At 69.6% G+C, this 24744-nt stretch carries 22 protein-coding genes; 13 read left to right on the top strand and 9 right to left on the bottom strand.

Going from position 1 to position 24744, the window contains the following annotated elements:
* Positions 1 to 2 precede the first annotated feature (2 nt).
* Genes F0Q34_RS09680 through F0Q34_RS09655 form a run of 6 tightly spaced genes read right to left on the bottom strand, consistent with a single transcriptional unit; the run spans position 3 to position 7452 of the window.
* On the bottom strand, positions 3 to 707 hold the full coding sequence (locus tag F0Q34_RS09680) for an ABC transporter ATP-binding protein (protein ID WP_149811998.1): 705 nt from the start codon (positions 705 to 707) through the stop codon (positions 3 to 5).
* The gene (locus F0Q34_RS09675) at positions 691 to 2499 is read right to left on the bottom strand and encodes a branched-chain amino acid ABC transporter ATP-binding protein/permease (RefSeq protein WP_149811997.1); all 1809 of its coding nucleotides are present in this window, start codon (positions 2497 to 2499) and stop codon (positions 691 to 693) included. The genes F0Q34_RS09680 and F0Q34_RS09675 overlap by 17 nt, the downstream gene beginning before the upstream one ends.
* Before the next feature lie 10 nt (positions 2500 to 2509).
* Entirely contained in the window at positions 2510 to 3385 is an 876-nt protein-coding gene (locus F0Q34_RS09670) for a branched-chain amino acid ABC transporter permease (protein WP_149811996.1), read from the bottom strand.
* A 26-nt stretch (positions 3386 to 3411) separates the two neighbouring features.
* On the bottom strand, positions 3412 to 4629 hold the full coding sequence (locus tag F0Q34_RS09665) for an ABC transporter substrate-binding protein (RefSeq protein ID WP_149811995.1): 1218 nt from the start codon (positions 4627 to 4629) through the stop codon (positions 3412 to 3414).
* Positions 4630 to 4670: 41 nt separating this feature from the next.
* Positions 4671 to 5735, bottom strand: a complete 1065-nt coding sequence (locus F0Q34_RS09660; protein WP_241665415.1) for a zinc-dependent alcohol dehydrogenase — start codon at positions 5733 to 5735, stop codon at positions 4671 to 4673.
* Positions 5719 to 7452, bottom strand: coding sequence for an acetolactate synthase catalytic subunit (locus F0Q34_RS09655; RefSeq protein WP_149811994.1), 1734 nt, complete (start codon positions 7450 to 7452; stop codon positions 5719 to 5721). Before F0Q34_RS09655 ends, F0Q34_RS09660 begins: the two co-directional genes overlap by 17 nt.
* A 78-nt stretch (positions 7453 to 7530) precedes the next feature.
* On the opposite strand from F0Q34_RS09655, the gene F0Q34_RS09650 reads away from it, so the two are divergent.
* Entirely contained in the window at positions 7531 to 8223 is a 693-nt protein-coding gene (locus F0Q34_RS09650) for a GntR family transcriptional regulator (protein WP_149811993.1), read from the top strand.
* Here F0Q34_RS09650 and F0Q34_RS22500 read toward each other — a convergent pair.
* Positions 8192 to 8317, bottom strand: a complete 126-nt coding sequence (locus F0Q34_RS22500; protein ID WP_277755275.1) for a hypothetical protein — start codon at positions 8315 to 8317, stop codon at positions 8192 to 8194. The two genes, F0Q34_RS09650 and F0Q34_RS22500, sit on opposite strands and share 32 nt — an antisense overlap.
* A 141-nt stretch (positions 8318 to 8458) precedes the next feature.
* Positions 8459 to 9343, bottom strand: a complete 885-nt coding sequence (locus F0Q34_RS09645; RefSeq protein ID WP_174242021.1) for a LysR family transcriptional regulator — start codon at positions 9341 to 9343, stop codon at positions 8459 to 8461.
* Between the two features lie 119 nt (positions 9344 to 9462).
* Between F0Q34_RS09645 and F0Q34_RS09640 the strand changes: the two genes are divergently transcribed.
* The 12 genes from F0Q34_RS09640 to F0Q34_RS09585 all read left to right on the top strand — a co-directional run bounded on the left by F0Q34_RS09640 (position 9463) and on the right by F0Q34_RS09585 (position 23010).
* Entirely contained in the window at positions 9463 to 10404 is a 942-nt protein-coding gene (locus F0Q34_RS09640) for an N-carbamoyl-D-amino-acid hydrolase (RefSeq protein WP_149811991.1), read from the top strand.
* Positions 10405 to 10430: 26 nt separating this feature from the next.
* On the top strand, positions 10431 to 11282 hold the full coding sequence (locus tag F0Q34_RS09635; protein ID WP_149811990.1) for an amino acid ABC transporter permease: 852 nt from the start codon (positions 10431 to 10433) through the stop codon (positions 11280 to 11282).
* Positions 11279 to 12061, top strand: a complete 783-nt coding sequence (locus tag F0Q34_RS09630) for an amino acid ABC transporter ATP-binding protein (RefSeq protein WP_277755274.1) — start codon at positions 11279 to 11281, stop codon at positions 12059 to 12061. Before F0Q34_RS09635 ends, F0Q34_RS09630 begins: the two co-directional genes overlap by 4 nt.
* 13 nt (positions 12062 to 12074) lie before the next feature.
* A complete protein-coding gene (locus F0Q34_RS09625; RefSeq protein ID WP_149811989.1) occupies positions 12075 to 12899 on the top strand; it encodes an ABC transporter substrate-binding protein in 825 nt (274 codons plus the stop codon).
* The gene (locus F0Q34_RS09620; RefSeq protein WP_149811988.1) at positions 12886 to 13782 is read left to right on the top strand and encodes a polysaccharide deacetylase family protein; all 897 of its coding nucleotides are present in this window, start codon (positions 12886 to 12888) and stop codon (positions 13780 to 13782) included. Before F0Q34_RS09625 ends, F0Q34_RS09620 begins: the two co-directional genes overlap by 14 nt.
* Before the next feature lie 31 nt (positions 13783 to 13813).
* Positions 13814 to 14644, top strand: a complete 831-nt coding sequence (locus F0Q34_RS09615; protein ID WP_241665414.1) for an ABC transporter substrate-binding protein — start codon at positions 13814 to 13816, stop codon at positions 14642 to 14644.
* 59 nt (positions 14645 to 14703) lie between these two features.
* The gene (locus F0Q34_RS09610) at positions 14704 to 16293 is read left to right on the top strand and encodes an ABC transporter substrate-binding protein (RefSeq protein WP_206667985.1); all 1590 of its coding nucleotides are present in this window, start codon (positions 14704 to 14706) and stop codon (positions 16291 to 16293) included.
* Positions 16294 to 16306: 13 nt separating this feature from the next.
* Positions 16307 to 17680, top strand: a complete 1374-nt coding sequence (locus F0Q34_RS09605) for an amidohydrolase family protein (RefSeq protein WP_149811986.1) — start codon at positions 16307 to 16309, stop codon at positions 17678 to 17680.
* 117 nt (positions 17681 to 17797) lie between these two features.
* Positions 17798 to 18511, top strand: a complete 714-nt coding sequence (locus tag F0Q34_RS09600) for a 4Fe-4S dicluster domain-containing protein (protein WP_149811985.1) — start codon at positions 17798 to 17800, stop codon at positions 18509 to 18511.
* Positions 18508 to 20127: an FAD-binding protein gene (locus F0Q34_RS09595; RefSeq protein ID WP_149811984.1), complete on the top strand. Its 1620-nt coding sequence runs from the start codon at positions 18508 to 18510 to the stop codon at positions 20125 to 20127. Before F0Q34_RS09600 ends, F0Q34_RS09595 begins: the two co-directional genes overlap by 4 nt.
* On the top strand, positions 20124 to 21359 hold the full coding sequence (locus F0Q34_RS09590; RefSeq protein ID WP_149811983.1) for an NADH-ubiquinone oxidoreductase-F iron-sulfur binding region domain-containing protein: 1236 nt from the start codon (positions 20124 to 20126) through the stop codon (positions 21357 to 21359). Before F0Q34_RS09595 ends, F0Q34_RS09590 begins: the two co-directional genes overlap by 4 nt.
* 142 nt (positions 21360 to 21501) lie before the next feature.
* Complete coding sequence (locus tag F0Q34_RS09585; protein ID WP_149811982.1) at positions 21502 to 23010, top strand: acetyl-CoA hydrolase/transferase family protein; 1509 nt, start codon at positions 21502 to 21504, stop codon at positions 23008 to 23010.
* A gap of 69 nt (positions 23011 to 23079) precedes the next feature.
* On the opposite strand, the gene F0Q34_RS09580 is transcribed toward F0Q34_RS09585, so the two are convergent.
* A complete protein-coding gene (locus tag F0Q34_RS09580) occupies positions 23080 to 24744 on the bottom strand; it encodes an alpha-amylase family protein (protein ID WP_149811981.1) in 1665 nt (554 codons plus the stop codon).

Below are 24744 nucleotides of genomic sequence, written 5' to 3'. Positions count from 1 at the left end.
CCTCAGATTCCAAGATAGGCCCGGCGCACATGGTCGTCGCGCAGCAGCGCGGCGCCGCTGTCATTCATGACGATGGCGCCATTCTCCAGCACATAGCCGCGATCGGCGATGGAAAGGGTGCGGAACACGTTCTGCTCCACCAGCAGGACAGTGACGCCGGTCTGCACGATGCGCTCCACCACGTCGAACACCTGGGAAACGATGATGGGCGCCAGGCCGAGCGAGGGCTCGTCGAACATCAGCAATTTCGGCCGCGCCATCATGCCGCGCGCGATCGCCACCATCTGCTGTTCCCCGCCCGAGAGCGACCCGGCATGCTGCTCCAGCTTCTCCCGCACGCGCGGGAACAGGTCCAGCACCTCGTCCATGGTCTGCCGCATGCGGTCGCGGGCATGCGGGGTGTAGGCGCCCATGCGGAGGTTGTCGCGCACGCTCATGAAGGGGAAAAGCTGACGCCCCTCGGGGATCAGGGTGATGCCGCGGGCCACCACCTCGTGCGGCGGCAAGTGGCCGATCTCCTCCCCCTCGAAGGTGATGCGGCCGGCGGTGGGGCGCACCAGCCCGGCGACCGTGCGCAGCGTGGTGGTCTTGCCCGCGCCATTGGCGCCGACGATGGTGACGACCTCCCCGGCCCGCACCTCGACATGGATGCCGTGCAGGATGGTGGTGCGGCCATAGCCCGCCTGGACGTCATGCAGGGTGAGCATGGGCGAAATCCTTCCCCAGATAGGCCTCGATCACGGTCGGGTCGCGCACCACGTCCTGCGGCAGGCCCTCGGCGATGACGCGGCCGGAGTTCAGCACGATCACCCGGTCGGACAGGGCCATGATGGCCTGCATCACATGCTCGATGGCGATGACGCTGACGCCGTCGTCGCGGATCTGCTCGATCAGCCTGATGGCGCGCTGCACGTCGGTCTGGTTGAGCCCGGCCATCACCTCGTCCAGCAGCAGGATGCGGGGCTCCATGGCCATGACGCGGGCGATCTCCAGCCGCTTCAGCCCGCCGATGGTGAGGGAGCGCGCTTCCACCTCGCGCTGCGCCCAGAGCCCCATCCGCGCCGCCGTTTCCAGCGCCTTCTCGCGCGCCTCGGCGCGGCCGGGATGGCGGTGGAAGGCGCCGATCATGATGTTCTCCAGCACCGTCATGGCGGCGAAGGGCTGCACGATTTGGAAGGTGCGGCCGACCCCGGCGCGGGCGAAGCCGTGCGGGGAGTGCGGCGTGACGAAGCCGCCTTCCGCCAGCCGCACCCGCACCACGCCGCTTTGCGGCGCCAGGAAGCCGGAGATCTGGTTGAACAGCGTGGTCTTGCCGGCGCCGTTCGGGCCGATGATGCCCAGCACCTCGCCCTGGCGCAGGCTGAAGCTGACATCGGTGGTGACGGCGAGGCCGCCGAAGCGCTTGTTGAGATGCTCGGCCACCAGGATCGGCTCGCCCATTTCCCGCCGCGCCGGGCGTGCCTCGGCCGGGGCGGTGGCGGCGGGCGCGCTGGCCTCCACATCCGAGGCTTCCGTCGTGGCCTTGCGGCGGAACAGACCCGCCAGCCCATCGGGCAGGAACAGCACGATCAGCACCAGCACCGTGCCATAGACGAAGCCGTGCAGCCCGAGCGCCGAGGCGCCGAGCCAGCCCCGCGCCAGCTCCGTCAGCGGCACCACCAGCAGCGTGCCGAAAAGCGGCCCGAACACCGTGCCGATGCCGCCGATCAGCGCGAACATCGCGATCTGCACCGAGAAGGCGAGGGAGAACATCGCTTCCGGCTCGATGAATGTCAGGTACATGCCGTGGAAGGTGCCGACCATGGAGGTCAGCGCGGCCGACACCGCGACGGCGGCGAGGCGGATGCGCAGCGTGTTGACGCCGGCCGCCGCCGCCGCCGGCTCGCGCTCCCGCGTGGCCACCAGGTAGTAGCCGAAGCGGGAGTGGCGGATATAGCCCGCAACGGCAAGGGTAAGGGCGAGCAGCCCGAAGGCGATCAGCAGGGAGGGCCAGCGCTCGAAGAAGATCATCCACTGCCAGCCGGTCTGCAACGGCACCATCAGCCCGACCGCGCCGCCGGTGAGGCCAGTGAAATGCAGCGCCAGCAGGCGGATCACCTGCAGGAAGGCGATGGTGGCGAGGGCGAAGAACGGCCCGCGCAGGCGGAAGCAGGGCAGGCCGATGCCGACGCCCACCAGCGCCGATACCGCCGCGCCGCCCAGCATGCCGATCCAGGGCGAGATGCCGAGCGGCACCAGCAGCGCGGCGGTGTAGGCGCCGATGCCGTAGAAGATGGCGTGGCCCAGCGAAAGCTGCCCGGCGAAGCCGCCGACGATGTTCCACGCCGTGGCCAGGGCGCCATACAGGCAGATGGTGATGAAGACGTGAAAGACGAAATCGTCGCCCACCAGCAGCGGCACCAGCAGGATCAGCGCCAGCAGCGCGGCGATGGCGATGGTGCCGCCGTCGATGCGGCGCGGGGCGGGGCGGGGCGTGGCCGGGATGGTCACGTCGCTCATGCGCGCCTCCTTATTCGGAACCACGGCCGAGGCCGAACAGGCCGGTCGGGCGCAGCAGCAGGATGGTGATGAACAGGCCGAAGATGACGACCTCCTTGAGGTCGGGGGCGATGTAGAAGCCGCTCAGGCTGTCCACCAGGCCGATGATCAGCGCGCCGATGAAGGCGCCATGCAGGCTGCCCATGCCGCCCAGCACCACCACCACGAAGGCGGTCAGCACGAAATAGGTGCCGACGGTGGGGGAGGCGGGATAGATCGGCGCTACCAGCACCGCCGCCAGCCCGACGCAGGCGGCGCCGATGCCGAAGGTGACCATGTAGATCCGCTTCACGTCCACGCCCATGAGCTGCGCCGCCGCGCGGTGCTGCGCCGTGGCGCGAATGGCGCGGCCGAGATAGCTGCGCTCCATGAACAGGTGCAGCGCCGCGACCACGGCGATGCCGCAAACGAACATCACCAGCTGCCCCACCAGGATGCGGTAGGGGCCGAGGGCGATGGAATCCCGCACGCCGCTGGAGGGCGTGGCGTAAAGATCGGCGCCGAACACCAGCAGCGCCAGGTTGATCAGCGCCGTGGACAGCCCGACGGTGGCGAAGATCTGCACATGCGCGTCCCGCGCATCCAGCAGCGGCTGGAGGATGAAGCGCTGGATCAGCAGCCCGACCACGAACAGCGCCAGCACCACCGGCGGCGCCAGCACATAGGGATGCAGCCCCAGCTGGGTGGTGCCCAGCCAGGTCAGGTACATGCCCACCATCAGCAACTCGCCATGCGCGAAGTTGACCAGGCGGATGATGCCGAAGATCAGCGTCAGCCCGACGCTGATGATGGCGAACAGCCCGCCCAGCATCAGGCCGTTGATGACGAGTTGCACAAAGGTGTCCATGCGGCGGGCGCTCCCCGGAGGTTGTTTCAGCGGGGCAGGCGGATCTCGGAGATGGCGGCCTCCGGCGGGAAGACGGTGACCAGCTTGCCGTCCTGCCATTGCAGGCCCATCATCTTGGCGCGCTCATTCTGCCCGTCGGCGCCGAACTTCACGCCCCAGCCTTCGGCCGTGCCGCCATCGGGGATGTCCACCGCGGCGACCGCGGCGCGGATGTCGTCGGCGGAAAAGGACTTGGCCGTGTTGATGGCCTGCAGGAACACCTTGGCGCCGACATAATTGCCGAGGCTGTGGCCCGAGCGCGGCTCCATGTTGTACTTGGCGCGATAGGCCTCGACAAATTTGTCGATGCCGGGCGCGGCCTTCGGGTTGGTGGCGATCTGCGTGAAATCGACGTTCAGCACGCCTTCCATGACGTCCTGCCCGACCGCCTGCATCGTTTCGCGCAGTGAATAGCCGCCGCCGCCGCCGATGATGGCGCGCGGCTTGAAGCCGGCTTCCCTGGCCTGGCGGAAGAACAGCACCGTGTCGTTCTGGTAGGAGGTCTGCAGCACCACATCGGCCTTGGCCGCCTGCAGACGCAGGATCAGCGAGGACATGTCCACCACATTGGCGGGATAGGGCATGGTCTCGACGATCTTCAGCCCGCGCTCCTTGGCGAGGCTGCTCTGGTAGCGGCCCACCGTGGTGCCGTAGAGGCTGTCCTCGTGGATGATGGCGACGTTGAGGCTGCCCGGCTCCACCGACAGGCCCTTGGCCACCGCGTTCACCACCATGTCGATGGAACGCTCGGCCATGTTGCGCGCGGTAGGGTTGGTGCGGAACAGGTAGCGGAACTTGCGCTCGGTGATGGCGTCCGACACCGCGCCCATCTCGAAATAGGGGATGCGCGCCAGCTCGGCCACCTGGCTCGCCACCTGGGCGCGGGCGGAGGAATAGGTGCCGAAGATCGCCTTGACGCCGCCCACCGAGATCAGCCGGCGCGCCTCGGCCACGGCCTGGTTGTTGTCCACGGCGTCGCCGCGCATCAGCGCGACCTTCTCGCCGCGCACGCCGCCGGCCGCGTTGATCTCCTCCACGGCCAACTCAAGGCCGCGCCAGCTTTCATCACCCAGCACGGCCAGTTCGCCGCTGAAGGGATACAGCGCGCCGAAGCGCACCTCGGCCCGCGCCGGCTGCGCCGCCGCGACGCCCGCCCCGAGCAGGAGGCCGAGCATCAGCCTCCGTGTCCACCGCACCTTGGTCATCTTGCTTGTTTCCTCCCTGTTGGCTGTGCCGGATGCGCGGTTCAGCCGTCTCCCGGCCGCAGCAGGATCTTCACGGCGCCCTTGGAGCGCGCGAGTTCGAAGGCCGCCAGCCCTTCCCGGAGCGGCAGGCGGTGCGTGACCATCGCCGACAAGGCCGCGCCATGCCGCGGATCGGCCAGCAGGCCGAGCACGCGCGGCCAGGCGGCGCGGGTGGTGTCGTGGGTGGCGCGAAGCTGGTGCTTGTTGCGCACCATGGTGGTCACCGGCAGGTCGAGGTTGCGCGAATGGATGCCGGCGATCACCAGGATGCCGCTGGAGCGCAGCACGGACAGCCCCTCGGTGATCGAGGCCACGGCGCCGGTCGCCTCGATCACGCGGTCCGCCTTGTCGCCGAAGCGACGCCGCACCGCCTCCTCCAGTGTCGCATCGTGCAGGTCCACGGTGGCCTCGATGCCCATGCGGCGGGCGCAGTCCAGGCGCGGCCCGTCCCGGTAGCCGGCCAGCAGCACGCGGCCGCCGCGATGCTGCGCCATCCAGGCGATGCCGAGGCCGATCGGCCCCGGCCCCAGCACCAGCACCGCGTCGCCCGGCCCGATCTCGGCGGTTTCCACCGCGCGGTCGGCGATGGCCAGCGGCTCGCTCAGCGCGGCCAGCTCCGGGTCCAGCCCGTCCGGCAGGCGGAAGCAGGCGGAGGCCGGGGCGATCACCACCGGCGCGAAGCCGCCATCGCAATGCAGCCCCAGGATGCGCCGTGCCTGGCAGTCCTGGCGCCGGTCCTCGCGGCAGGCGCGGCATTCGCCACAGCCGATCGTGGGCCAGGCGGTCACCGCGTCGCCGGGCATGAAGCCGGCAACGTCAGGGCCCACCGCCGTCACATGGCCGGCGAATTCATGGCCCAGCGTCACCGGCATGTGCGGCGCCATGAACTCGTAGCCCGGCGTCCATTCATAGGCATGCAGGTCGCTGCCGCAGATGCCGGCGGCGGCCACGCGGATCGCCACCTCGCCTGGGCCCGGCGGGGGCGGGGGCGGCACCTCCAGCAATTCCAGCCCCGGTGCCGCCCGGGTCTTGCGCAGGGCCAGCATGGCGTCAGAAGGGCGAGGCATAGGTGTTGTCGTAGAAGGTGACGGGTGGCCGCGCATCCGGGTCGGTGATGACATCCACCAGGCTTGGCCGGTCCTGCGCCCAGGCTTCCCGCAGGGCGTCGTCGAGGTCGGCCGCGCGCTCCACCCGGATGCCGTGGCAGCCGCAGGCGCGGGCGATGGCGGCATGGTCCACGGGGGCGAAGTCGCAGGCTTCGGTATGGGCGCCGAACAGCACGTCCTCGGCATGCTTCTGGTAGCCGAGGATCTGGTTGTTCAGCACGATCACCGGGATGTCGAGCTTCAGGCGGCGCGCGGTTTCCAGCTCCGCCCAGCTATGGGCGAAGCCGCCATCGCCGGCCAGGCACACCACCTTCCGCCCGGGCGCCGCCATCCTGGCCCCGATCGCCAGCGGCAGGCCCCAGCCCAGCCCCGCCAGGCCACGCGGCGTCAGGAAGCGCATGCCGGGCCGCCGCGCCGTCAGGTAGTTGGCGACCCAGATCGAGGAATAGCTGGCATCGGCGGCGACAATGGTGTCGTGGTCGATGATCTCCTCCAGCGCCTGCATCACGCGCTCGGGGCGGATCGGCTCCCGGTTCTCGGTCCGGATGCGCCGGGTGAAGCGGTGCCAGTCCTCGACCCCTTCGCGGATGCGCGCCTCGGTGGCGGGGCGGGCTTCGGCGCGGGCGGAAAGACCTTCCTCCAGCATCGCCGCGCGCAGCGCCTCCAGGGTCAGCTTCGCGTCGCCGGCGAGGCGGAGCGCTTCGTAGTTGCGGCCGATCTCGGTGCTGTCGATGTCGATCTGGATGTAGCGGGCGCCGCGCGGGTACAGCTTCCAACTGTCCGTGCCGTTCTGGTTGGCGCGATTGCCGACCAGCAGCACCACATCCGCCTGCTCCACCAGCGGCCGCAGCGCCCGGCCGCGCGCGCCATCGCCCATGAAGTAGCCCACCACGCCGAGCGACAGGGGATGCGTCTCGGCGACGCTGCCCTTGCCCATGGCGGTGGTGGCGACGGGCAGGTGCGCGTCTTCCTGCAAGGCGGCCAGCGCCTCGGCCGCGCCGGAGGAATGCACGCCGCCGCCGGCGATCACCAGCGGCGCGCGCGCATGGGCCAGCAGCTTCGCCGCTTCCCGCACCGCGGCCGGGTCGGCCACGCTGCGGTCCAGCGGGAAGCGGCCAAGATCGGCCTTGCGGGCCTCGGCGTGGCGCGCGGTTTCGGTCAGCAGGTCGGCCGGCACGATCAGCGCCACCGGGCCGGGCCGCCCGCCATTGGCGGTGGCGAAGGCGAGGTCCACCATCTCCTCAACGCGGGAAGCATGGTCGATGCGCCGCGCCCATTTGGTGCAGCCATCGAACAGCCGCAGGTGGTCGAGTTCCTGGAAGGCGTTCTTTTCCGTGGTGTCGCGCGCCACGTCCTGCACCAGGGCCACGATCGGGATGGAGGCCTTCAGCGCCTCCGCCAGGGGTGGCACCAGCAGCGTCGCGGCCGGGCCGTTCTGCGCCGCGACCACGCCGGTGCGCCCGCTGATGCGCGCATAGCCATCGGCCATGGTGCCGCCGGCATTCTCGGCGCGGTAGGTGGCCTGGCGGATGCCCGCCTGCGGCGCCGCGAGGAAGAAACTGGAAGGGATGCTCTGCCCGAAGACGATCTCGACGCCATGGCGGCGAAAGGCAGTGGCCAGGCGCATGGCGACGGATTCGTTCACGCCCGGCGCGTCGGCCGGCATGGCGGTGCCCATGACGATTTCCTTCCCAGTACCGACGCGCTTCTGTGCGTCATTTGTTATAACAGTGCGAGTGTGACGCAGGACTTGTCAATGACCCTGGCGAATGGCCGGCTGCGGCCAATCCCGCGCGAAAGCCTGAGCGAGCGCGCCTATCAGGCGCTGCGCTCCGCCCTGATGCTGAGCCACCTGAAGCCGGGCGAGAAGCTGCAATTGCGGCCGCTGGCGGCGCAGCTCGGCATCAGCGCGACGCCGGTGCGGGAAGCGCTGCTGCGGCTGGTCTCGGAACAGGCCCTTCAGATGGATGAGCGCGGCACGGTGGTGGTGCCGTCGATCGGCCGCGCCCGCTTCCTGGAAATCCGCCGGCTGCGTTGCAGGCTGGAAGGAGAGGCCGCCGCCGCCGCCGCCGCCCATGCCACGCCGGAGGCCATCGCCGCGCTGGAGGCGATCCATGACCGCATGGCCGCGGCGGAGGCCGCCGGGGATTTCGCCGCCGCCGTGCAGGCCAATGAGCAGTTCCATTTCGGCCTGTGCCGGCTGGCGCGGATGCCGGTGCTGCTGGGGCTGGTGGAGATCCTGTGGATGCAGTGCGGCCCGCTGCTTGGCCATCTTTACGCCGAGGCGCCGCCCTATAACGGCCACCGCGACGCCCTGGCGGCGCTGCGGCGCGGCGATGCGGAAGGGGTGCGCGCCGCCATGATCCGCGACATCGAGGAAGGCGGCCGGCCCCTTCTGGCCTTTCTGGACCAGGCCGCTAGCCGGCCGCTGATCCGGGAGTCCAGTTGAGGATCGCCAGCGTCAGTCCCATGACCATGGCGATCCCGATGGCGTAAAGCAGCAGGATCACCGCGAAGCCGCGGGGCCGGCGATCCAGCGACATGAGGCGCCGCCAAAGGCGCCTGAAAGGGGGAGAGCCCATCAACACTCGCTCGGATCGGGAAAGAACAACCCGTTTCGGCGATGGCCGGGAAAGGGTCGCTCCGACGGCAGCCTAGCAGCTTCGCCCCGGTAATGCATTACCTCATGAATGCGCCAGGGCCTGCCGCACCTGGCGCACCAGCCTTTGGCCGATTTCCGCCACCGGCCGGCGCGCCGACCAGAAGGCCGAGGCGACGCAGGGGATCGCCGGCTCGAAGCGGCGCACCGCCAGATGGGGGCGCCCGGCGAAGGCGGCGGAATAAGGGTCCACCACCGCGGCGCCCATGCCCGCCTCCACCAGCACGCAGGCGGTGTTGCAGTAGCGGACCTCGACCGAGAAGTTGAAGGGCTGCCGCACCGCCTGGAAGGCCTGGCGCACGGCGATCCCCATGCGCGCCTGCCCGTCGAGCGCAATGAAATCCCGGGCCGGCAGGTCGGCGGGCGTGACGACCTCCCGTTGCGCCAGGGCGTGATCGGTGCGGCAGACGCAGACCATGCGGGATTGCTGCAGCTCCGCCGCCTCCAGCGTCGCCTGCGGCCCGAGATTGAGGCCGAAGCCCAGATCCGCCTGGCCGTTCTCGACGCAACGGATGATCTCATCCAGTTCGCGCACGTCGAAGAAGATGCGCAGCCTCGGGTGGCGGCGGGTGAAGGAGGCCAGGACGCCGGGAATGACACCATGGCCGAGGGGGGGGGTGCTCAGGATGCGCAGCCGGCTGAGCTTGGATTCCCGCAGGTCCTGCACCCGCTCATTGAGGGCGGCATGCAGGGTGAAGAGCGGTTCGGATTCCTCATGGATGACGCGCGCCGCGTCGGTGGGATAAAGACGATTGTTGATCCGCTCGAACAACGGGAAGCCGAGCTGGATCTCGATCTGCCGGATGGCGTTGCTGACGGCCGGCTGCGACATGCCCAGCAGCCCGGCGGCCGCCATTGTGGTCTGGCCGCGGATCACCGCCCGAAGAATTTCCAGCTGCCGCAGCGTCATTGCCGGGCACATTATAACCGCAGTGATTGGAAAAGGGCAAATTCGTATAACCTACGCAGTTGTCGTGCCTGAGAAATGGGCGCTAACTGCGGCCCTCACATCCGTCCAAGGGATCAGCCATGCCCCGCCTGCTTCGCGTCGCCGCCGCCCAGATGGGCCCCACCCAGCGCGCCGAAAGCCGCCCCGCCACGCTGGCGCGGATGATCGGACTGCTGGAGCAGGCAGCGAAGCAGGGCGCCCAGCTGGTGGTGTTCCCCGAACTGGCCTTCACCACCTTCTTTCCGCGCTGGCTGCTCGAGGGCGCCGAACTGGACAGCTATTACGAGCGCTCCATGCCGAACCCGACGGTGCAGCCCCTGTTCGATCGCGCGCGAGAACTCGGCATCGGCTTCTATGTCGGCTATGCCGAGCTGACGCCCGAGGGACAGCACTTCAACAGCGCCATCACCGTGGGCCCGGATGGGGCCATCCTCGGCAAGTACCGCAAGGTTCACCTGCCGGGCAGCGTCGAGCCGCGCGAGGGTGCCCGCTTCCAGCAGCTGGAGAAGCGCTACTTCGAATATGGCGACCTGGGCTTCCCCGCCTTCCGTGGCGCGGAATCCTGGCACCGGCCGGTGATGGGCATGCTGGTCTGCAACGACCGTCGCTGGCCCGAGGCCTGGCGCGTCTATGGCCTGCAGGATGTCGAGCTGATGGTGATGGGCTACAACTCGGCGGCCTATGACCCGAATGGCGGCTCCACCGAGAACGAGGAGATCCGCACCTTCCATTCCAACATCGCCGTGCAGGCCAATGCCTATATGAACGCCACCTGGGCGGTCAGCGTGGCCAAGGCGGGCAACGAGGATGGCTCGGGGCTGATCGGCAGCTCGATCATCGTCGATCCGAACGGCGTCATCGTGGCGCAGGCGCGCAGCCTGGGCGACGAGGTGCTGGTGGCGGAGATCGACCTCGACGCCGTGCGCCAGGGCAAGGACAAGATGTTCCACTTCGCCAGCCACCGCCGGCCGGAGCATTATCGCCGCATCATCGACCAGGTCGGCGCCGAGGCGCCGCGCTGAACCGCCGCTTGCCGGAGAATTCCTTCATGACGCTAGCTTCCGCGAGGACGGCAGCCCTGCCGGACATTTCCGGCTACAGCATCGTGCCGCAGCGCCATTGGAAGCGCTGGCTGGCGGTGGCGGTGATCGGCCTGTTGCTGGCCGGCCTGGCGCGCGCCTTCGCCGTCGGGCAGATCGAATGGGATTATGTCGCGCGGTTCTTCACCGCGCAGACCATCCTGAGCGGGCTGTTCAACACGGTGGTGATGTCGATCGGCGCCATGGCGCTGGGCATCGCCCTCGGCATCACCGCCGCGGTGATGCGGATGTCGCCCAACCCCGTCTTGCAGGGCGTCGCCATCGGCTATGCCTGGTTGTTCCGCGGTACGCCGGTGATCCTGCAATTGCTGCTGTGGTTCAACCTGGCGTTGATTTTTCCCACCATCGGCTTCGGCGAGTGGTCCTGGCGCACGGTGGACGTGATGACGCCGGCCGTTGCCGCGCTGCTCGGCCTCGGCATCAACCAGGGCGCCTACACGTCCGAGGTCATGCGCGCCGGCATGCTGTCGGTGGACCAGGGGCAGTACGAGGCCGCCAAGGCGATCGGCATGACGCGCATGAAGTCGCTGCGCCGCATCGTGTTCCCGCAGGCCATGCGCGTGATCATCCCGCCCCTGGGCAACGAGTTCATCGGCATGATCAAGCTGACCTCCCTGGCCAGCGTGATCCAGTTCGCCGAGATCCTGCACAGCGCGCAGAACATCTACTACGCCAATTCCCGGGTGATCGAGCTGCTGATCGTGGCCGCCATCTGGTACCTGCTGATCGTCACGATCCTGACGCCCGGCCAGATGCTGCTGGAACGCCGCTTCGCGCGCGGCGCGGGAGGCAGCCGGTGAGCCAGCCCCCCATCCCCCCGCCGCTTGTCTCCATTGTCGATGTGCACAAGCATTTCGGCAGCTTCCATGCGCTGAAGGGCGTTTCCCTCGACGTCATGCCGGGGGAGGTGATGTGCATCATCGGCGCCTCCGGCTCCGGCAAGACCACGCTGCTGCGCTGCATCAACCAGCTGGTCGAGATCGACCGCGGCGCCATCTGGGTGGATGGCGAGCTGACCGGCTTCCGCATCGATGGCGGCAGGCTGCACCACCTGACGGAAGCCGAAATCGCGCGCCAGCGCCTTGCCACCGGCATGGTGTTCCAGCGCTTCAACCTGTTCCCGCACATGACCGCGCTGGAGAACATCATGGAAGGGCCGGTCCAGGTGCAGCGCCGCCGACGGGACGAGGTGGCGGGGGAAGCGCGCGCGCTGCTCGCCCGCGTCGGCCTGGCGGACAAGGAGAACGCCTATCCGGCCAACCTGTCGGGCGGCCAGCAGCAGCGCGTCGCCATTGCCCGCGCCCTGGCGATGAAGCCGAAGCTGATGCTGTTCGACGAGCCGACCAGCGCCCTCGATCCCGAGCTGGTGGGGGAGGTGCTGGCGGCGATGAAGGAGCTGGCCGCTTCCGGCATGACCATGATCGTCGTCACCCATGAGCTGGGCTTCGCGCGGGAGGTCGCCGACCGCGTGGTCTACATGGATGGCGGCCTGATCGTCGAGGCCGGCTCCGCCGCCGAACTGCTCAACACGCCTCGGGAAGCGCGCACCAAGGCCTTCCTGTCCGCCGTCCTGTCCTGAAGGAAGTCATGCCATGCTGAAGCAAGCTCTGCTGGGGGCCGTCCTCGCCGCCACGTCACTCGGTGCCATGGCGGCGGAGCTGCCTTCCCGCATCGCCTCGCGCGGCGCCATCATCGCCGCCATCGTGCCGAACTACCCGCCGCTCGACCTGCGGGACCCGGCCACCGGCAAGCTGACCGGCTTCGACGTGGAGCTGGGCGAGGCCCTGGCGGCCAAGCTCGGCACCAAGATGCAATGGCAGGAAACCAGCTTCGACCAGATGCTGGCCTCGGTGCGGACGGGGCGCGTCGACATCATCCTGTCCGGCATGTCGGACCTGAAGTCGCGCCAGGAGACCGCGACCTTCATCGACTATCTCCGTTCCGGCTCGCAATTCTTCGCCCAGGCCAGCCGCATCAAGGAATTCCCGGCGCCGGACGCGCTGTGCGGCAAGCGCGTCGGCGCCAGCCGCCGCACCGCGCTGCCCAACGACATCAAGGCGTTCAGCGACGCCGAATGCGTGGCCAAGGGCAAGCCGGCCATCGAATACGTGCCCACGGAAGGCTCCGCCGATGCGCGCACGCAGCTGCGCCAGGGCCGCATCGACGCGGCGATGCAGGGCGGGGAAACGCTGCCCTACATCATGGGGCTGGAGCCCAACACCTACGCCCTGGTGGGGGAGCCGGTGCGCTACACGCTGATGGGCATCGCCACCGGCAAGGACGAGGCGCAGCTGCAGCAGGCGCTGGCCGAGGGGCTGCGCGGCCTGATGGCCGACGGCACCTATGCGAAGCTGGCCGAGAAGTGGCAGCTGACCCCCAGCATGATCCCCGAGGTGCAGATCAATGGCGGCGAGTGATCCCGGCCTGAAGGCGGCGCTCGACGCGCTGCCCTTGCTGCCGGCCAACCGCGCGGCGCTGGCGCCGGTTCATCCCTGGCCGGCGGGCCACAAGGCGGCGATGTTCCTGTCCTTCGACGTGGATGCCGAGAGTGCCTGGACCGCCAAGGACCCGGCGCGCTATGGCGAGCTGGTCACCATGTCCTTCGGCGGCTACGAGGCGCGCATCGGCACCGCCAAGCTGCTGGAGCTGCTGCGCCAGCAGGAGCTGAAGGCCACCTTCTTCATCACCGGCTGGTCGGTCGAGGCGCATCCGGCGATGTGCGAGGCGATCCTGCGGGATGGCCACGAGATCGGCCATCACGGCTTCCACCATGTCATGCCGCAGCCCGGCGACCCGATGCTGGTGGAGGAGGTGGACCGCGGGCTGGAGGTGCTGAAGCGCCGCCTCGGCGTGGTGCCCAAGGGCTACCGCGCGCCTTCCGGCGAGTTCTGCGAGGCGCTGCGCGTGCTGCTGAAGCAGCGCGGCCTGCTCTACACCTCCTCCTTCCGCGACGACGTGCGCCCTTATCGCCACCTGCTGGCCGATGGCACGCCGGGCCTGATCGAGCTGCCGGTCACCGCCAGCTATGATGACTGGCTGCTGGGCCTGTCGCATCGCTACAGCCGCCACACCCTGCTAACGCGGGAACAGGTGCTGTCGATCTGGCAGGATGAGCTGGCCGAGATCCGCGACTGGGGCGGCCTGGCCACCACCGTGCTGCACCCGCAATGCAGCGGCCGGCCGATGCGCCTCAGGCTGCTGCGCGAATTCCTGCAGCATGCCCGCGGCTATGGCGATGTCTGGATCGCCACCGGCGAGCAGATCGCCGCGCATTTCGCCACCTGCGAGGCCGGCGGCTGAACCGCCGCGCGAAACAGAAAGGGTTGGGATCATGATGACGCGTTGCCGCAGTCTTCTGGCCGCCATGCTGATGCTGGCACCGGCCCTTTCGGTTGCGCAGGAGGTGCCGGAGGCCATCCGCCGCCAGGGCTTCCTGCGCGTCGGCATCGAGGCCACCTATCCGCCCATGGCCTACAAGGACCCCGCCACCAATGAGCGGCGCGGGCTGAACGTCGATCTGGTCACCGCCATCGGCGAGGAGCTGAAGCTGGACATCCGCTGGGAGGAGATGGCCTTCGCCCAGCTGATCCCGGCCATCACCACGGACCGCGTGGATTTCTCCGGCTCCTCCATGACCGACCTGCCGGCGCGGCGGGAAAGGCTGAGCTTCGTTGATTACGTTTCCACCGGCGCGCAGGTCTTCACCACCGTGACGCAGCGGAAGGGCGCGGCGCAGCCGGCGGATTTCTGCGGCCGTTCCCTGGCCACGCCCCGCACCACCAACTACTTCCCGCAGGCCCAGGCCTGGAGCGAGAAGAACTGCGTGGCCGCCGGCAAGCCGCCCATCCGGGTGATCGGCACGGAAGGTGCCGCCGCGTCCCGTACCGACCTGCAGCAGGGCCGCGCCGATGGCGCCATCCTCGGCGCCGAATATGTCGTGTACCTGCGGCAGCAGAACCCGGGCACCTTTGTTGCGGTGGGCGAGCCGATCTCGCGCAACCTGTCCGGCATGGCTTTCGCCAAGGACAAGGCGGAGTTGCGGGATGCGGTGGCCGGCGCCTTGTCGCGCATGATCGCCGATGGCCGCTACCTCGCCATCCTGAAGAAGCACGGGCTGGAAAAGCAGGCACTGCCCGCCATCACCATCGACGCCGGCGAATAGCGCCTGGTCCCTTCCGGGGCTGCCATGCCCCGGCTACTTTTTGCCAAGGAATACCGTTCATGCACCGCCGCACCTTGCTGCGCGCCGCCGCGGCCGCGCCCATGCTCGCCTCCGGGCTGGCCCTGCCGGGGGTCGCCCGCGCCGCTTCCGCCACCACGCTGCGCTTCATCCCGGTGATCGACCTTGCCTTCGCCGATCCGATCTATTCCACGGCGCAGGTGTCGCGGAACCATGGCTTCATGGTGTTCGACACGCTGTACGGCATGAACGGCAAGCTTGAAGTGTCGCCGCAGATGGTGGAAGGCCACCGCGTCGAGTATGACGGAAGGCGCTGGGACCTGGTGCTGCGCCCCGGCCTGACCTGGCATGACGGGGAGAAGGTGCTGGCGCGGGATTGCGTCGCTTCCATCCGCCGCTGGGCGAAGCGGGACGCTCTGGGCGGCGCGCTGATCGCCGCCACGGAGGAATTGTCGGCGCCGGATGACCGCACCATCCGCTTCCGCCTGAAGCGGCCCTTCCCGCTGCTGCCCATGGCGCTGGGCAAGGCCGCCGTGCCCGTTTGCTTCATGATGCCGGAACGGCTGGCCAACACCGATCCCTTCAAGCAGATCCCCGAGGTGATCGGCAGCGGCCCTTACTGCTTCATCGCCGATGAGCGCATCCCTGGCGCGCGCAACGTGTATCAGCGCTTCGAGGGCTACCGCCCGCGCGAGAACGGCGTGAGCGACTGGACCAGCGGCCCCAAGGTCGTGCATTACGACCGCGTCGAATGGACCACCATGCCGGATGCCGCGACCGGCGCCTCCGCCGTGCAGTCGGGCGAGCAGGACTGGCAGGAAACCACGCCGCACGACCTGCTGCCGCTCCTGAAGCGCAGCCGGGATGTGGTGGTGGACGTGCTCGATCCGCTGGGCTTCTGCTGCAACATGCGCGTCAACGCGCTGCAGCCGCCCTTCGACAATCCGGCCATCCGCCGGGCCCTGCTCGGTGCCATCGACCAGCGGGCGGTGATGACGGCGGTGGCCGGCGACGATCCGGCCTACCAGCATACGCCGATCGGCTTCTTCGCGCCCGGCACGCCGATGGCCAGCGAGGTCGGCCTCGACGTGTTCCGCGGTGAGCCTGACTACGACAAGGTGAAGCGCGACCTCGCCGCCGCCGGCTACAAGGGCGAGAAGGTGGTGATCCTGGTGCCGGCGGATTCCCTGGCGCAGAAGCCGCTGGGCGATGTCGCCGCCGCGCTGATGCAGCAGGCCGGCATGAATGTCGAATACCAGGCGCTGGATTTCGGCACGGTGCTGACCCGGCGCAACCGCAGGGTGCCGGTGTCGGAAGGTGGCTGGAGCGCCTTCGTGTCCAACTGGCAGGGCATCGACTGGCTGAACCCCGCCAGCCACATCACCCTGCGCGGCGATGCCTCCTATCCCGGCTGGTTCGAGAGCGACCGCATCGAGGCGCTGCGCCAGCAATGGCTGGAAGCGCCGGACCTGGCGGCGCAGCAGCGCATCAGCGCCGAGATCCAGCGCGTGGCCTTCGAGGAGGTGCCCTATTATCCACTGGGCCTGTACCGGCAGCCCACCGCCTACCGGAAGTCGGTGGCGGGGGTGAACCGCGGCACCGCGACCTTCTGGAACGTGCGGCCCGCCTGAGGAGAACGCAGCCATGACCACCACCGCCATCTTCGGCAGCCATGTGCTGGCCGAGCAGGACGGCCAGCCGGTTGTTCTGCGCGACCGCTGGGTGATCACCGAGGGCGACCGCATCGCCGCCATCGCCACCGGCAGGCCGAAGGCCGACATCGTGCTGGACGCGCCGGGGCGCTTCGTGCTGCCCGGCCTGCTCAACCTGCACAACCATTGCTTCTCCGAGGCGGTGGCGCGCACCCACACCGAGGACGGAGCCGGCCGCAAGAGCAATGGCAGCATCGTCTACACGGTGCTGCTGCCGCTCACCAAGACGGGCCTCGACATCTTCACCGCCGAGGAACGCATGGCGGTGGCCCGCATGGGCGTGCTGCAATTGCTGAAGGGCGGCGCCACCACCGTGATGGAGCCGTTCCGCAACGGCCTCGGTGAGATGTTCGACGCGGCGCTGGAGATGGGGCTGCGCTTCTATGGCGCCCCCTACCTGTTCTCCACCGCCGATGCCAAGGCGGATGCATCTGGCCAGGTGGTGTATCGCGGCGATGACGGCGCCGCCGATCTTGATGCCTGGAACGCCCTGCATGCGCGCTGGGAAGGGGCGGGGAATGGCCGCATCCGGCTGGCGATGAGCCCGCATGCCACCGACACCTGCGGACCCGACCTGCTGCGCGCCTGCGCCGCCCGCGCGCGGGAGCTCGGTGCGCCGATCACCACCCATCTGGCGCAAAGCCGGCAGGAAGTGGACACCATCGGCCAGCGCCATGGCGGCCGCACCCCGGCGGAGTATCTCGACTGGCTCGGCCTCATGGGGCCGGACCTGCTGGCGGCGCATTGCATCGCCAGCTCCGATTCCGACCTCGCGCTGATGGCGGCGCGCGGCGCGACGGTGCTGAACTGCCCGCGCGTCTTCGCCCGCGGCGGCACCACCGCCGCCTTTGGCCGCTTCGCGGAAGCCGGCGTGCGCACCGTGATCGGCACGGATGGCTACAACATGGATCTGCTGGGCGAGGTGAACGCCGCCGCCATGATCAGCAAGATCGCCGCCGGCCGGCCGGATGTGGCCGGTGCGCCGGAACTGATCGGCGCCGTCACCCGGCAGGCGGCGCGGGCGATCGGGCGGGAGGATCTGGGCGTCATCGCCGCCGGCGCCAAGGCCGACCTGACGGTGGTGGACCTGACGCATCCGCATCTGCAGCCCTTGCACGATCCGATGCGCGCGCTGGTCTGGCTGGCCAACCGCGCCAACATCGATGGCGTCATGGTGGATGGGCGCCTGCTGATCCAGAATGGGCACTTCCTGGCGGGGGATGAGCGGGCCATCACCCGCGCCGGCGCCGCCGCCATCGAGAAGCTGTGGGCGCTGCCGGAAGCGCAGGCGGCCTTCAACAGCTGAGCCGGCACTGATCTGCCGCAGCCGCCCGCCCGTTTCCGGCGGGCGGCTGCTTGCCCCTGCGGCGGTTCCGCGACAGTTTGCAGGCTGTTCCGCGCAACGCCGCCGAGGAGGGCCCCGATGGCCGACAACGCCGCCACGCCGCCGGTCCGGCTGGTCTTCGAGGGCCATGCCATCGGGGCGGAAGCCGGGTCTTCGTTGTTGCAGGCCTGGGCGGCGGCGGGCCTGCCGCTGACCGAGAATGTCGGCTGCATGGGCCAGGGCGTCTGCGGCGCCTGCCGGGTGCTGGTGCGGCGGCCGGGCGAGCGCCTCGCCGGCACCGCCTTGGCCTGCGAGACGCTGGCGGAGGAGGGGATGCAGGTTTCCTTTCTGGACCATTTCCCGGCCCGGCGCCCGCATGCCTATGACCTCCACGCGCTCACCGACAGCTGGACGGCGCTGGACCAGATCGACGCCGTCTTCCCCGAAGCCAGGAACTGCCGCCATTGCAGCGGCTGCGACCGCGCCTGCCCCAAGGGCATCGAGGTGCAGCGCATGGTGAACCTCGCCGCCGAGGGGCGGGCCTTTTCCGCCGCCGCCCTGTTCGACCATTGCGTGATGTGCAACCTTTGCGTCGCCGCCTGCCCGGAGCATATCGACCCGGCGCATCTGGGCCAGTTCGTCCGGCGCATGAGCGCCGCCCTCACCCTCCGCCCCGCCGACCTGATCAGCCGCCTGCGCGAGATCGAGCAGGGTGGGCAGCCGATCGACTTCGAGGCGCCCGGCGCCAACCCCCCTGAGGCCAAAGCCCCGGCGGCCAGTCCGCCTGCCGCCGGATCCCAGGGGCGGCCATGAGCGGCGGCATCCCCCATGCGGAGGCCCTGGCCGCCTGGCGCGCCCGGGCGCCCGCGCCGCCGCAGGCCCTGCCATTGCCGGTGCCGGACCTGCTGGAGCGCTTCCATCCGGACCGGCAGCCCGGCGCCATAGTGCCGCTCCGCATCGGCGCCAGCGCCGGCCTCTCCTGCCGGGCGGAGCTGGCGGCGCTGCTGCACTCCGACTCCCTGGTCGAGGATCTGGACATCGCCGGCGCGCCGCTGCTGGAAGCGGATGTGCTGGTGATCGGCGGCGGCGGCGCCGGCTGCGTCGCGGCGCTGACGGCGGCGCGGGCGGGGGCGCGGGTGCTGCTCGCCACCAAGCTGCGCCTCGGCGACAGCAACACGGTGATGGCCGAGGGCGGCATCCAGGCCGCCGTGGGGGCCGAGGACAGCCTCCAGCGCCATTTCGAGGACACGCTGCGCGCCGGCCATTTCGCCGCCGACAAGGCGCTGGTGGCGGCCCTGGTCTCGGACGGTCCGGCGGTGATCCGCTGGCTGATCCAGGAGGGCATGAGCTTCGACCTCGCCGAGGGCAGCGAGCGCATGGGCGGCACCTTGCTGCGCAAGAAGCCCGGCGGCGCCACGGCGGCGCGGCTGCTCTCCTATCGCGACTTCACCGGGCTCGAGATGATGCGGGCCTTGCGGGAGGCTGTGCTGCTCGCCCCCGGCATCACCCTGCTGGACCGCCACCCGGCGCTGGAACTGCTGACCGATGACCGCGGGCGCTGCGCCGGCGCCGCGCTGCACGATCTCGGGCAGGGCCGCACCGTGCTGGCCCGCGCCGGTGCCACGGTGCTGGCCACGGGCGGCGCCGGGCGGCTGCACATCGCGGGCTTTCCCACCTCCAACCATTATGGCGCCACGGCGGACGGGCTGGTGCTGGCCTATCGCCTCGGCGCCGCGCTGCGCGAGGTGGACAGCTTCCAGTATCACCCGACCGGCATCGCCTGGCCGCCTTCCATGGAGGGCCAGCTGGTCAGCGAGGCGGCCCGTGCCTCCGGCGCCACCCTGGTCAATGGCCTGGGCGAGCGCTTCGTGGACGAGCTGGAGACGCGCGACGTGGTGGCCGCCGCCATCCTGCGCGAGATCGCCGAGGGGCGGGGCATCGCCCATGGCAGCGGCCAAGGCGTCTTTCTCGACACGCCGGGGCTGGAGCGGGCCAAGCCCGGCATCCTTGGCAAGGGCCTTGTCACGCTCACCCATCTCGCGCGCCGCGCGGGCTTCGATGCGGCGGTGGAGCCCTTCCTGGTCCGCCCGACGCTGCATTACCAGAATGGCGGCATCGCCATCGACCCCGAGGGCTGGAGCGGCGTGCCCGGCCTGTTCTGTGCCGGCGAGGTGACGGGCGGGCTGCATGGCCGCAACCGCATGATGGGCAATGCCCTGCTGGAGCTGGTGGCCTTTGGCCGCCGCGCCGGGCGCGCCGCCGCCGCCGATGCGCGGGCCGAGCGCCCGCGCAACATCGGCCTGACGCATCTGGCCGACTGGCGCCGCGCCCTGATCGCGCAGGGCCTGCCGCTCACCCGCAAGGCGCCGCTGGTCTTTCCGCCCTATGGCAATTTCGACATGGCCACCGAGCGGGGGAGGGCGGCATGAAGGTCCTGACCGATGAGCGCCGCTGCGTCGGCGCCGATCTCGCCGCCTGGATGGCGGCCGGCGGCGGGGAGGGGCTGGAGCGCGCCCTGGCCGAGCCCGCCGGGATCATCCCGGCCATCGAGGCCGCCGGCCTGCGCGGCCTGGGCGGCGCGGGCTTCCCCACCCACCACAAATGGGCGGCTGTGGCGGCGCGGCCCGGCCCCGGCAAATGGGTGGTCTGCAACGGCAACGAGGACGAGCCGGGCACCTTCAAGGACCGCTTCCTGCTCTCCCGCACGCCGCACCAGGTGATCGAGGGGGCGCTGGTCGCGGCGCTGGCCGTCGGCGCCGCCACGGTCGTGCTCTACGTCAACCCGCGCGAGGAAGCGGCGGTGCGGGTGCTGCGCGAGGCCGTCATGCAATGGGAGGCGCATCCGCTCCTCGCGCGGCTTTCCGCCGCCATCGGGGAAAGCCTGCGCCTCCTCGTTGTCACCGGCTCCGGCCTCTATATCGGGGGCGAGGAAACGGCGGCCGTGGCCAGCGTCATGGGTGGCTTCCCCTTTCCCACGCTGAAGCCGCCCTTTCCGGCGGAGCGGGGCGTGGAGGGCGCGCCGACCCTGGTGAACAATGTCGAGACCCTGGCCCATGCCGGGCAGATCCTGCGCGGCGGGCCGGAATGGTACCGTGGCCTTGGCCTGGGCGGCGCGCCGGGCACCAAGCTCTTCTCGCTCTCGGGCGACGTGCTGCGCCCGGGGCTGCATGAGCTGCCCATGGGCACCCCGCTCCGCAGCCTCGTCTTCGAGCATGGCGGGGGCATGCTGGGCGGCAAGGCCTTCAAGGCGGTCTTCACCGGCGGCCCCTCCAACACCCTGCTGACCGCCGGTGACCTCGACGCGCCGCTGGATTTCGACAGTCTGCGGGCACGCGGCTCCCGCCTCGGCACAGGGGCGATGATCGTGGTGGGGGAGGGCACCAGCATCCTTCGCAAGACGGCGGAATATGTCGCTTTCTTCGCGGCCAATTCCTGCGGCCAGTGCCCGCCCTGCAAGATCGGCACGCACCAGGTGTCGCGCATCCTGGAGCGGATCGAGGGCGGCGCCGGGCGTCCGGGCGACCTGCAGGCGCTGGAGAACCTGGCGGAACTCCTGCCGGGCAGCGGCCGCTGCGGGCTGGTGGACGGGGCGGCCACGGTGCTGGCTTCCTCGCTCCGCACCTTCCGGGCGGAATACGAGGGGGCGCTGCGGCGCGGCTGACGGCGGCAAAGGGCAGGGACCGGGGGTATTACGGCGCGACCCGGCTGTCCAGTCATTGCTGCCCATCCACAATGCAGGGTTGTTCGGCGGGGCATCCCTGGATAGCTCAAGCCACCATCCTGCACAGGAGCCAGCCCTCGTCATGTACAACCACCGGATGCGCCGCCCTTCGCTGATCGACAAGGTCTGCACGGCCGAGCAGGCCGCGGCGCTGATCAAGGATGGCATGACCGTGGGCATGAGCGGCTTCACCCGCGCGGGGGAGGCGAAGGCGGTGCCGATCGCCATGGCCGAGCGCGCCGCGGCGGACCCCTTCCGGATCACGCTGATGACCGGCGCCTCGCTCGGCAACGACATCGACCGCCGCCTGACCGAAGCCGGCGTGCTGGCCCGCCGCCTGCCCTTCCAGGTGGACCCGGTGCTGCGCGCCGCCATCAACCGGGGCGAGGTGATGTTCGTGGACCAGCACCTGTCGGAAACGGTGGAGATGCTGCGCTCCCGCCAGATCGGGCCCATGGACTACGCCATCGTGGAAGCGGTGGCGATCCGGGAGGATGGCGGCGTGGTGCCCACCACCTCCGTCGGCAACACCGCGAGCTTCGCCATCCTGGCCGAGAAGGTGATCGTCGAGATCAACCTGACCCAGCCCCTGGCGCTGGAAGGGCTGCACGACATCTACATCCCGACCCGCCGCCCGCACCGGGAGCCGGTGCCCGTGCTGGCCTGCGACAGCCGCCCCGGCCTGCCCTACATCCCGATCGAGCCCACCAAGATCGCCGCCATCGTCTTCACCGAGCAGAGCGACAGCCCTTCCGCCAACGAGCCGCCCGATGCCGAGACGAACGCCATCGCCGCCCACCTGATCGAGTTCCTCAAGCAGGAGGTGAAGCAGGGCCGGCTCGGCATGGGCCTGGCGCCGTTGCAGGCTGGCATCGGCACCATCGCCAACGCGGTGATGCACGGGCTGATCGACAGCCCCTTCCGCGACCTGCGCATGTACAGCGAGGTGCTGCAGGACAGCACCATCGCCCTGTTCGATTCCGGCAAGCTCGCCTTCGCCTCCGGCTCATCCATCACGCTGGGGCCGGCCATGACCCGGCGCTTCAACGAGAACCTCGACGCCTACAAGAAGCGCATGGTGCTGCGCCCGCAGGAGATCAGCAACCATCCCGAGGTGATCCGCCGCCTCGGCATCATCGGCATCAACACGGCGCTGGAATTCGACATCTACGGCAACGTCAATTCCACCCATGTGGAGGGCACGCAGATGATGAACGGCATCGGCGGCTCGGGCGATTTCGCCCGCAACGCCTACATGTCGATCTTTGTCGGCCGCTCCACGGCGAAGGGCGGCGCCATCTCCACCGTGGTGCCGATGGCGACGCATGTGGACCACAACGAGCATGACGTGGACGTGCTGGTGACGGAGCACGGGCTGGCCGATCTGCGCGGCCTTTCGCCGCGCGAGCGACCGGGGCGGATCATCAACAACTGCGCCCATCCCGATTACCGCGACGCGCTGCGGGACTATGCCGAGCGCGCCGCGCGGGAGCGTGGCGGCCACACCCCGCACCTGCTGGAGGAAGCCTTCTCCTGGCATCTGCGACGCCAGCGCACCGGCAGCATGAAGCCGGAAGCGGGCGCCATCTAGGGCGTCCCCTGGTGGCTTCCGCCTTGGGCGATGCGCGGAACCCCAGGCGGGGCAGGAAGGGGCGCCGCCCTAGATCTCGCTGCGGCGAAGCAGGTAGTCCAGCCCGCCGACGCGGAACCAGCGATAGCCGTAAGGCTCCAGCAGCAGGCGGTGCTCACGCCCCTTCTCGGGGCGGCTGTGGTCCTCGGACAGCAGGTTGATCAGCAGGCCGTCATGCGAGCCGCTGGCGCCGGGCTCCAGCCGCACCTCGCAGGCCTCGGGCCGCAGATTGTGCACAACCAGAACGGAATTGTTGCGCCAGTCATAGCGCAGCGCCAGCACGCCCGGCGTGTCGGTGGGCAGCACGGCGAAATCGCCCCAGCCCACCTCCGGCACCTCCTTGCGCATGCGGATCATGCGTTCGGTCCAGTTCAGCAGGGAGGCGGGATCGCGCCGCTGCTGCGCCACGTTCACATGGGCGAAGCCGAACGGCCCCTCGGCGATCACCGGCCGTCCGGGCTCCGGGCTCTTGCTGAAGCCGGCATGGGGCTCGTCCGACCATTGCATGGCGGTGCGGGCGCATTCGCGCTCCGGCAGGCGGAGGTCGTCGCCCATGCCGATCTCGTCGCCATAGCGGAACACGGGGGTGCCGGGCAGGGTCAGCATCAGGCTGGTGGCCAGTTCCAGCCGGCGGCGGTCGCCCTGCAGCATCGGCGCCAGGCGGCGGCGGATGCCGCGGTCATAGAGCTGCATGTCCTTGTCCGGGCCGAAGGCATCGAACACCGCCTGGCGCTGTTCCGGTGCCAGGCGGCCGAGGTCCAGTTCGTCATGGTTGCGCAGGAACTGGCCCCACTGGCCGGTGGCGGGCCGGCCGCGGGTTTCCTCCAGCGCCTGCGTCAGCAGGGATGTGTCGGCGGTGGCCAGGGCATGGAACAGCGCCTGGTTGACGGTGAAGTTGAACACCATGTGCAGCCGGTCGCCGTCATGGCCGAAATACTCCATGCTGACCTCGGGCGGGATGTTCGCCTCGGCCAGGATGATGGCGTCGCCCTTCCGCCATTGCAGGAACTCGCGGAAGCTGCGGAGCATGTCATACTGCTCGACGGGCTTGCGGACCTGCGCGCCCTTCTCGGCGATCACGAAGGGCACCGCGTCCATGCGGAAGCCGCAAACGCCGAGCTGGAGCCAGAAGCCCATGATCTTCAGGATCTCGGCCTGCACATGCGGGTTGCCTGTGTTGAGGTCGGGCTGGAAATCCTGGAAGCGATGGAAGTAATAGGCGCGGGCCTGCTTGTCGCGCGTCCAGGTGGTGTGCTGCACGCCGGGGAACACCACGCCCTTGTCGGCTCCCGCCGGCTTCTTGTCCGCCCAGACATACCAGTCGCGGTAGGGTGACTTCGGGTCGCTGCGCGCCGCCTGGAACCAGGGATGCTGGTCGGAGGTGTGGTTCACCACCAGGTCCATGATGACGCGGATGCCGCGCTGCTTGCAGCCATGCGCGAACTCCACGAAATCGCCGAGGGAGCCGTAGCGCGGATCGACGCCGTAATAGTCGGTGATGTCATAGCCATTGTCGCGCCGCGGGGAAGGCTGGAAGGGCATCAGCCAGATGGTGGTGATGCCGAGGCCGTGAAGATAATCGAGGCGCCGCGTCAGCCCCTCGAAATCGCCGACGCCATCGCCGTTGGAATCCATGTAGCTGCCCACCGACACGCAGTAGACGATGGCGTTCTTGTACCAGAGGTCGTCGATCAT

The organism is Teichococcus oryzae, from assembly GCF_008386565.1.
Taxonomy (GTDB): Bacteria; Pseudomonadota; Alphaproteobacteria; order Acetobacterales; family Acetobacteraceae; genus Pseudoroseomonas; species Pseudoroseomonas oryzae.
The sequence above is the reverse complement of the archived record's forward strand: the minus strand, read 5'-3'. Positions and strand labels throughout refer to the sequence as shown.

Excerpts from the sequence above, each read along its gene's own strand:
- F0Q34_RS09645 (WP_174242021.1), bottom strand. The coding sequence starts at position 9,343 with ATGACGCTGCGGCAGCTGGAAATTCTTCGGGCGGTGATCCGCGGCCAG.
- F0Q34_RS09635 (WP_149811990.1), top strand. The coding sequence starts at position 10,431 with ATGACGCTAGCTTCCGCGAGGACGGCAGCCCTGCCGGACATTTCCGGC.
- F0Q34_RS09675 (WP_149811997.1), bottom strand. The coding sequence starts at position 2,499 with ATGAGCGACGTGACCATCCCGGCCACGCCCCGCCCCGCCCCGCGCCGC.
- F0Q34_RS09595 (WP_149811984.1), top strand. The coding sequence starts at position 18,508 with ATGAGCGGCGGCATCCCCCATGCGGAGGCCCTGGCCGCCTGGCGCGCC.
- F0Q34_RS09660 (WP_241665415.1), bottom strand. The coding sequence starts at position 5,735 with ATGCCTCGCCCTTCTGACGCCATGCTGGCCCTGCGCAAGACCCGGGCG.
- F0Q34_RS09585 (WP_149811982.1), top strand. The coding sequence starts at position 21,502 with ATGTACAACCACCGGATGCGCCGCCCTTCGCTGATCGACAAGGTCTGC.
- F0Q34_RS22500 (WP_277755275.1), bottom strand. The coding sequence starts at position 8,317 with ATGTCGCTGGATCGCCGGCCCCGCGGCTTCGCGGTGATCCTGCTGCTT.
- F0Q34_RS09605 (WP_149811986.1), top strand. The coding sequence starts at position 16,307 with ATGACCACCACCGCCATCTTCGGCAGCCATGTGCTGGCCGAGCAGGAC.
- F0Q34_RS09580 (WP_149811981.1), bottom strand. The coding sequence starts at position 24,744 with ATGATCGACGACCTCTGGTACAAGAACGCCATCGTCTACTGCGTGTCG.
- F0Q34_RS09615 (WP_241665414.1), top strand. The coding sequence starts at position 13,814 with ATGATGACGCGTTGCCGCAGTCTTCTGGCCGCCATGCTGATGCTGGCA.
- F0Q34_RS09625 (WP_149811989.1), top strand. The coding sequence starts at position 12,075 with ATGCTGAAGCAAGCTCTGCTGGGGGCCGTCCTCGCCGCCACGTCACTC.
- F0Q34_RS09600 (WP_149811985.1), top strand. The coding sequence starts at position 17,798 with ATGGCCGACAACGCCGCCACGCCGCCGGTCCGGCTGGTCTTCGAGGGC.
- F0Q34_RS09640 (WP_149811991.1), top strand. The coding sequence starts at position 9,463 with ATGCCCCGCCTGCTTCGCGTCGCCGCCGCCCAGATGGGCCCCACCCAG.
- F0Q34_RS09680 (WP_149811998.1), bottom strand. The coding sequence starts at position 707 with ATGCTCACCCTGCATGACGTCCAGGCGGGCTATGGCCGCACCACCATC.
- F0Q34_RS09650 (WP_149811993.1), top strand. The coding sequence starts at position 7,531 with ATGACCCTGGCGAATGGCCGGCTGCGGCCAATCCCGCGCGAAAGCCTG.
- F0Q34_RS09590 (WP_149811983.1), top strand. The coding sequence starts at position 20,124 with ATGAAGGTCCTGACCGATGAGCGCCGCTGCGTCGGCGCCGATCTCGCC.
- F0Q34_RS09665 (WP_149811995.1), bottom strand. The coding sequence starts at position 4,629 with ATGACCAAGGTGCGGTGGACACGGAGGCTGATGCTCGGCCTCCTGCTC.
- F0Q34_RS09670 (WP_149811996.1), bottom strand. The coding sequence starts at position 3,385 with ATGGACACCTTTGTGCAACTCGTCATCAACGGCCTGATGCTGGGCGGG.
- F0Q34_RS09610 (WP_206667985.1), top strand. The coding sequence starts at position 14,704 with ATGCACCGCCGCACCTTGCTGCGCGCCGCCGCGGCCGCGCCCATGCTC.
- F0Q34_RS09620 (WP_149811988.1), top strand. The coding sequence starts at position 12,886 with ATGGCGGCGAGTGATCCCGGCCTGAAGGCGGCGCTCGACGCGCTGCCC.
- F0Q34_RS09655 (WP_149811994.1), bottom strand. The coding sequence starts at position 7,452 with ATGGGCACCGCCATGCCGGCCGACGCGCCGGGCGTGAACGAATCCGTC.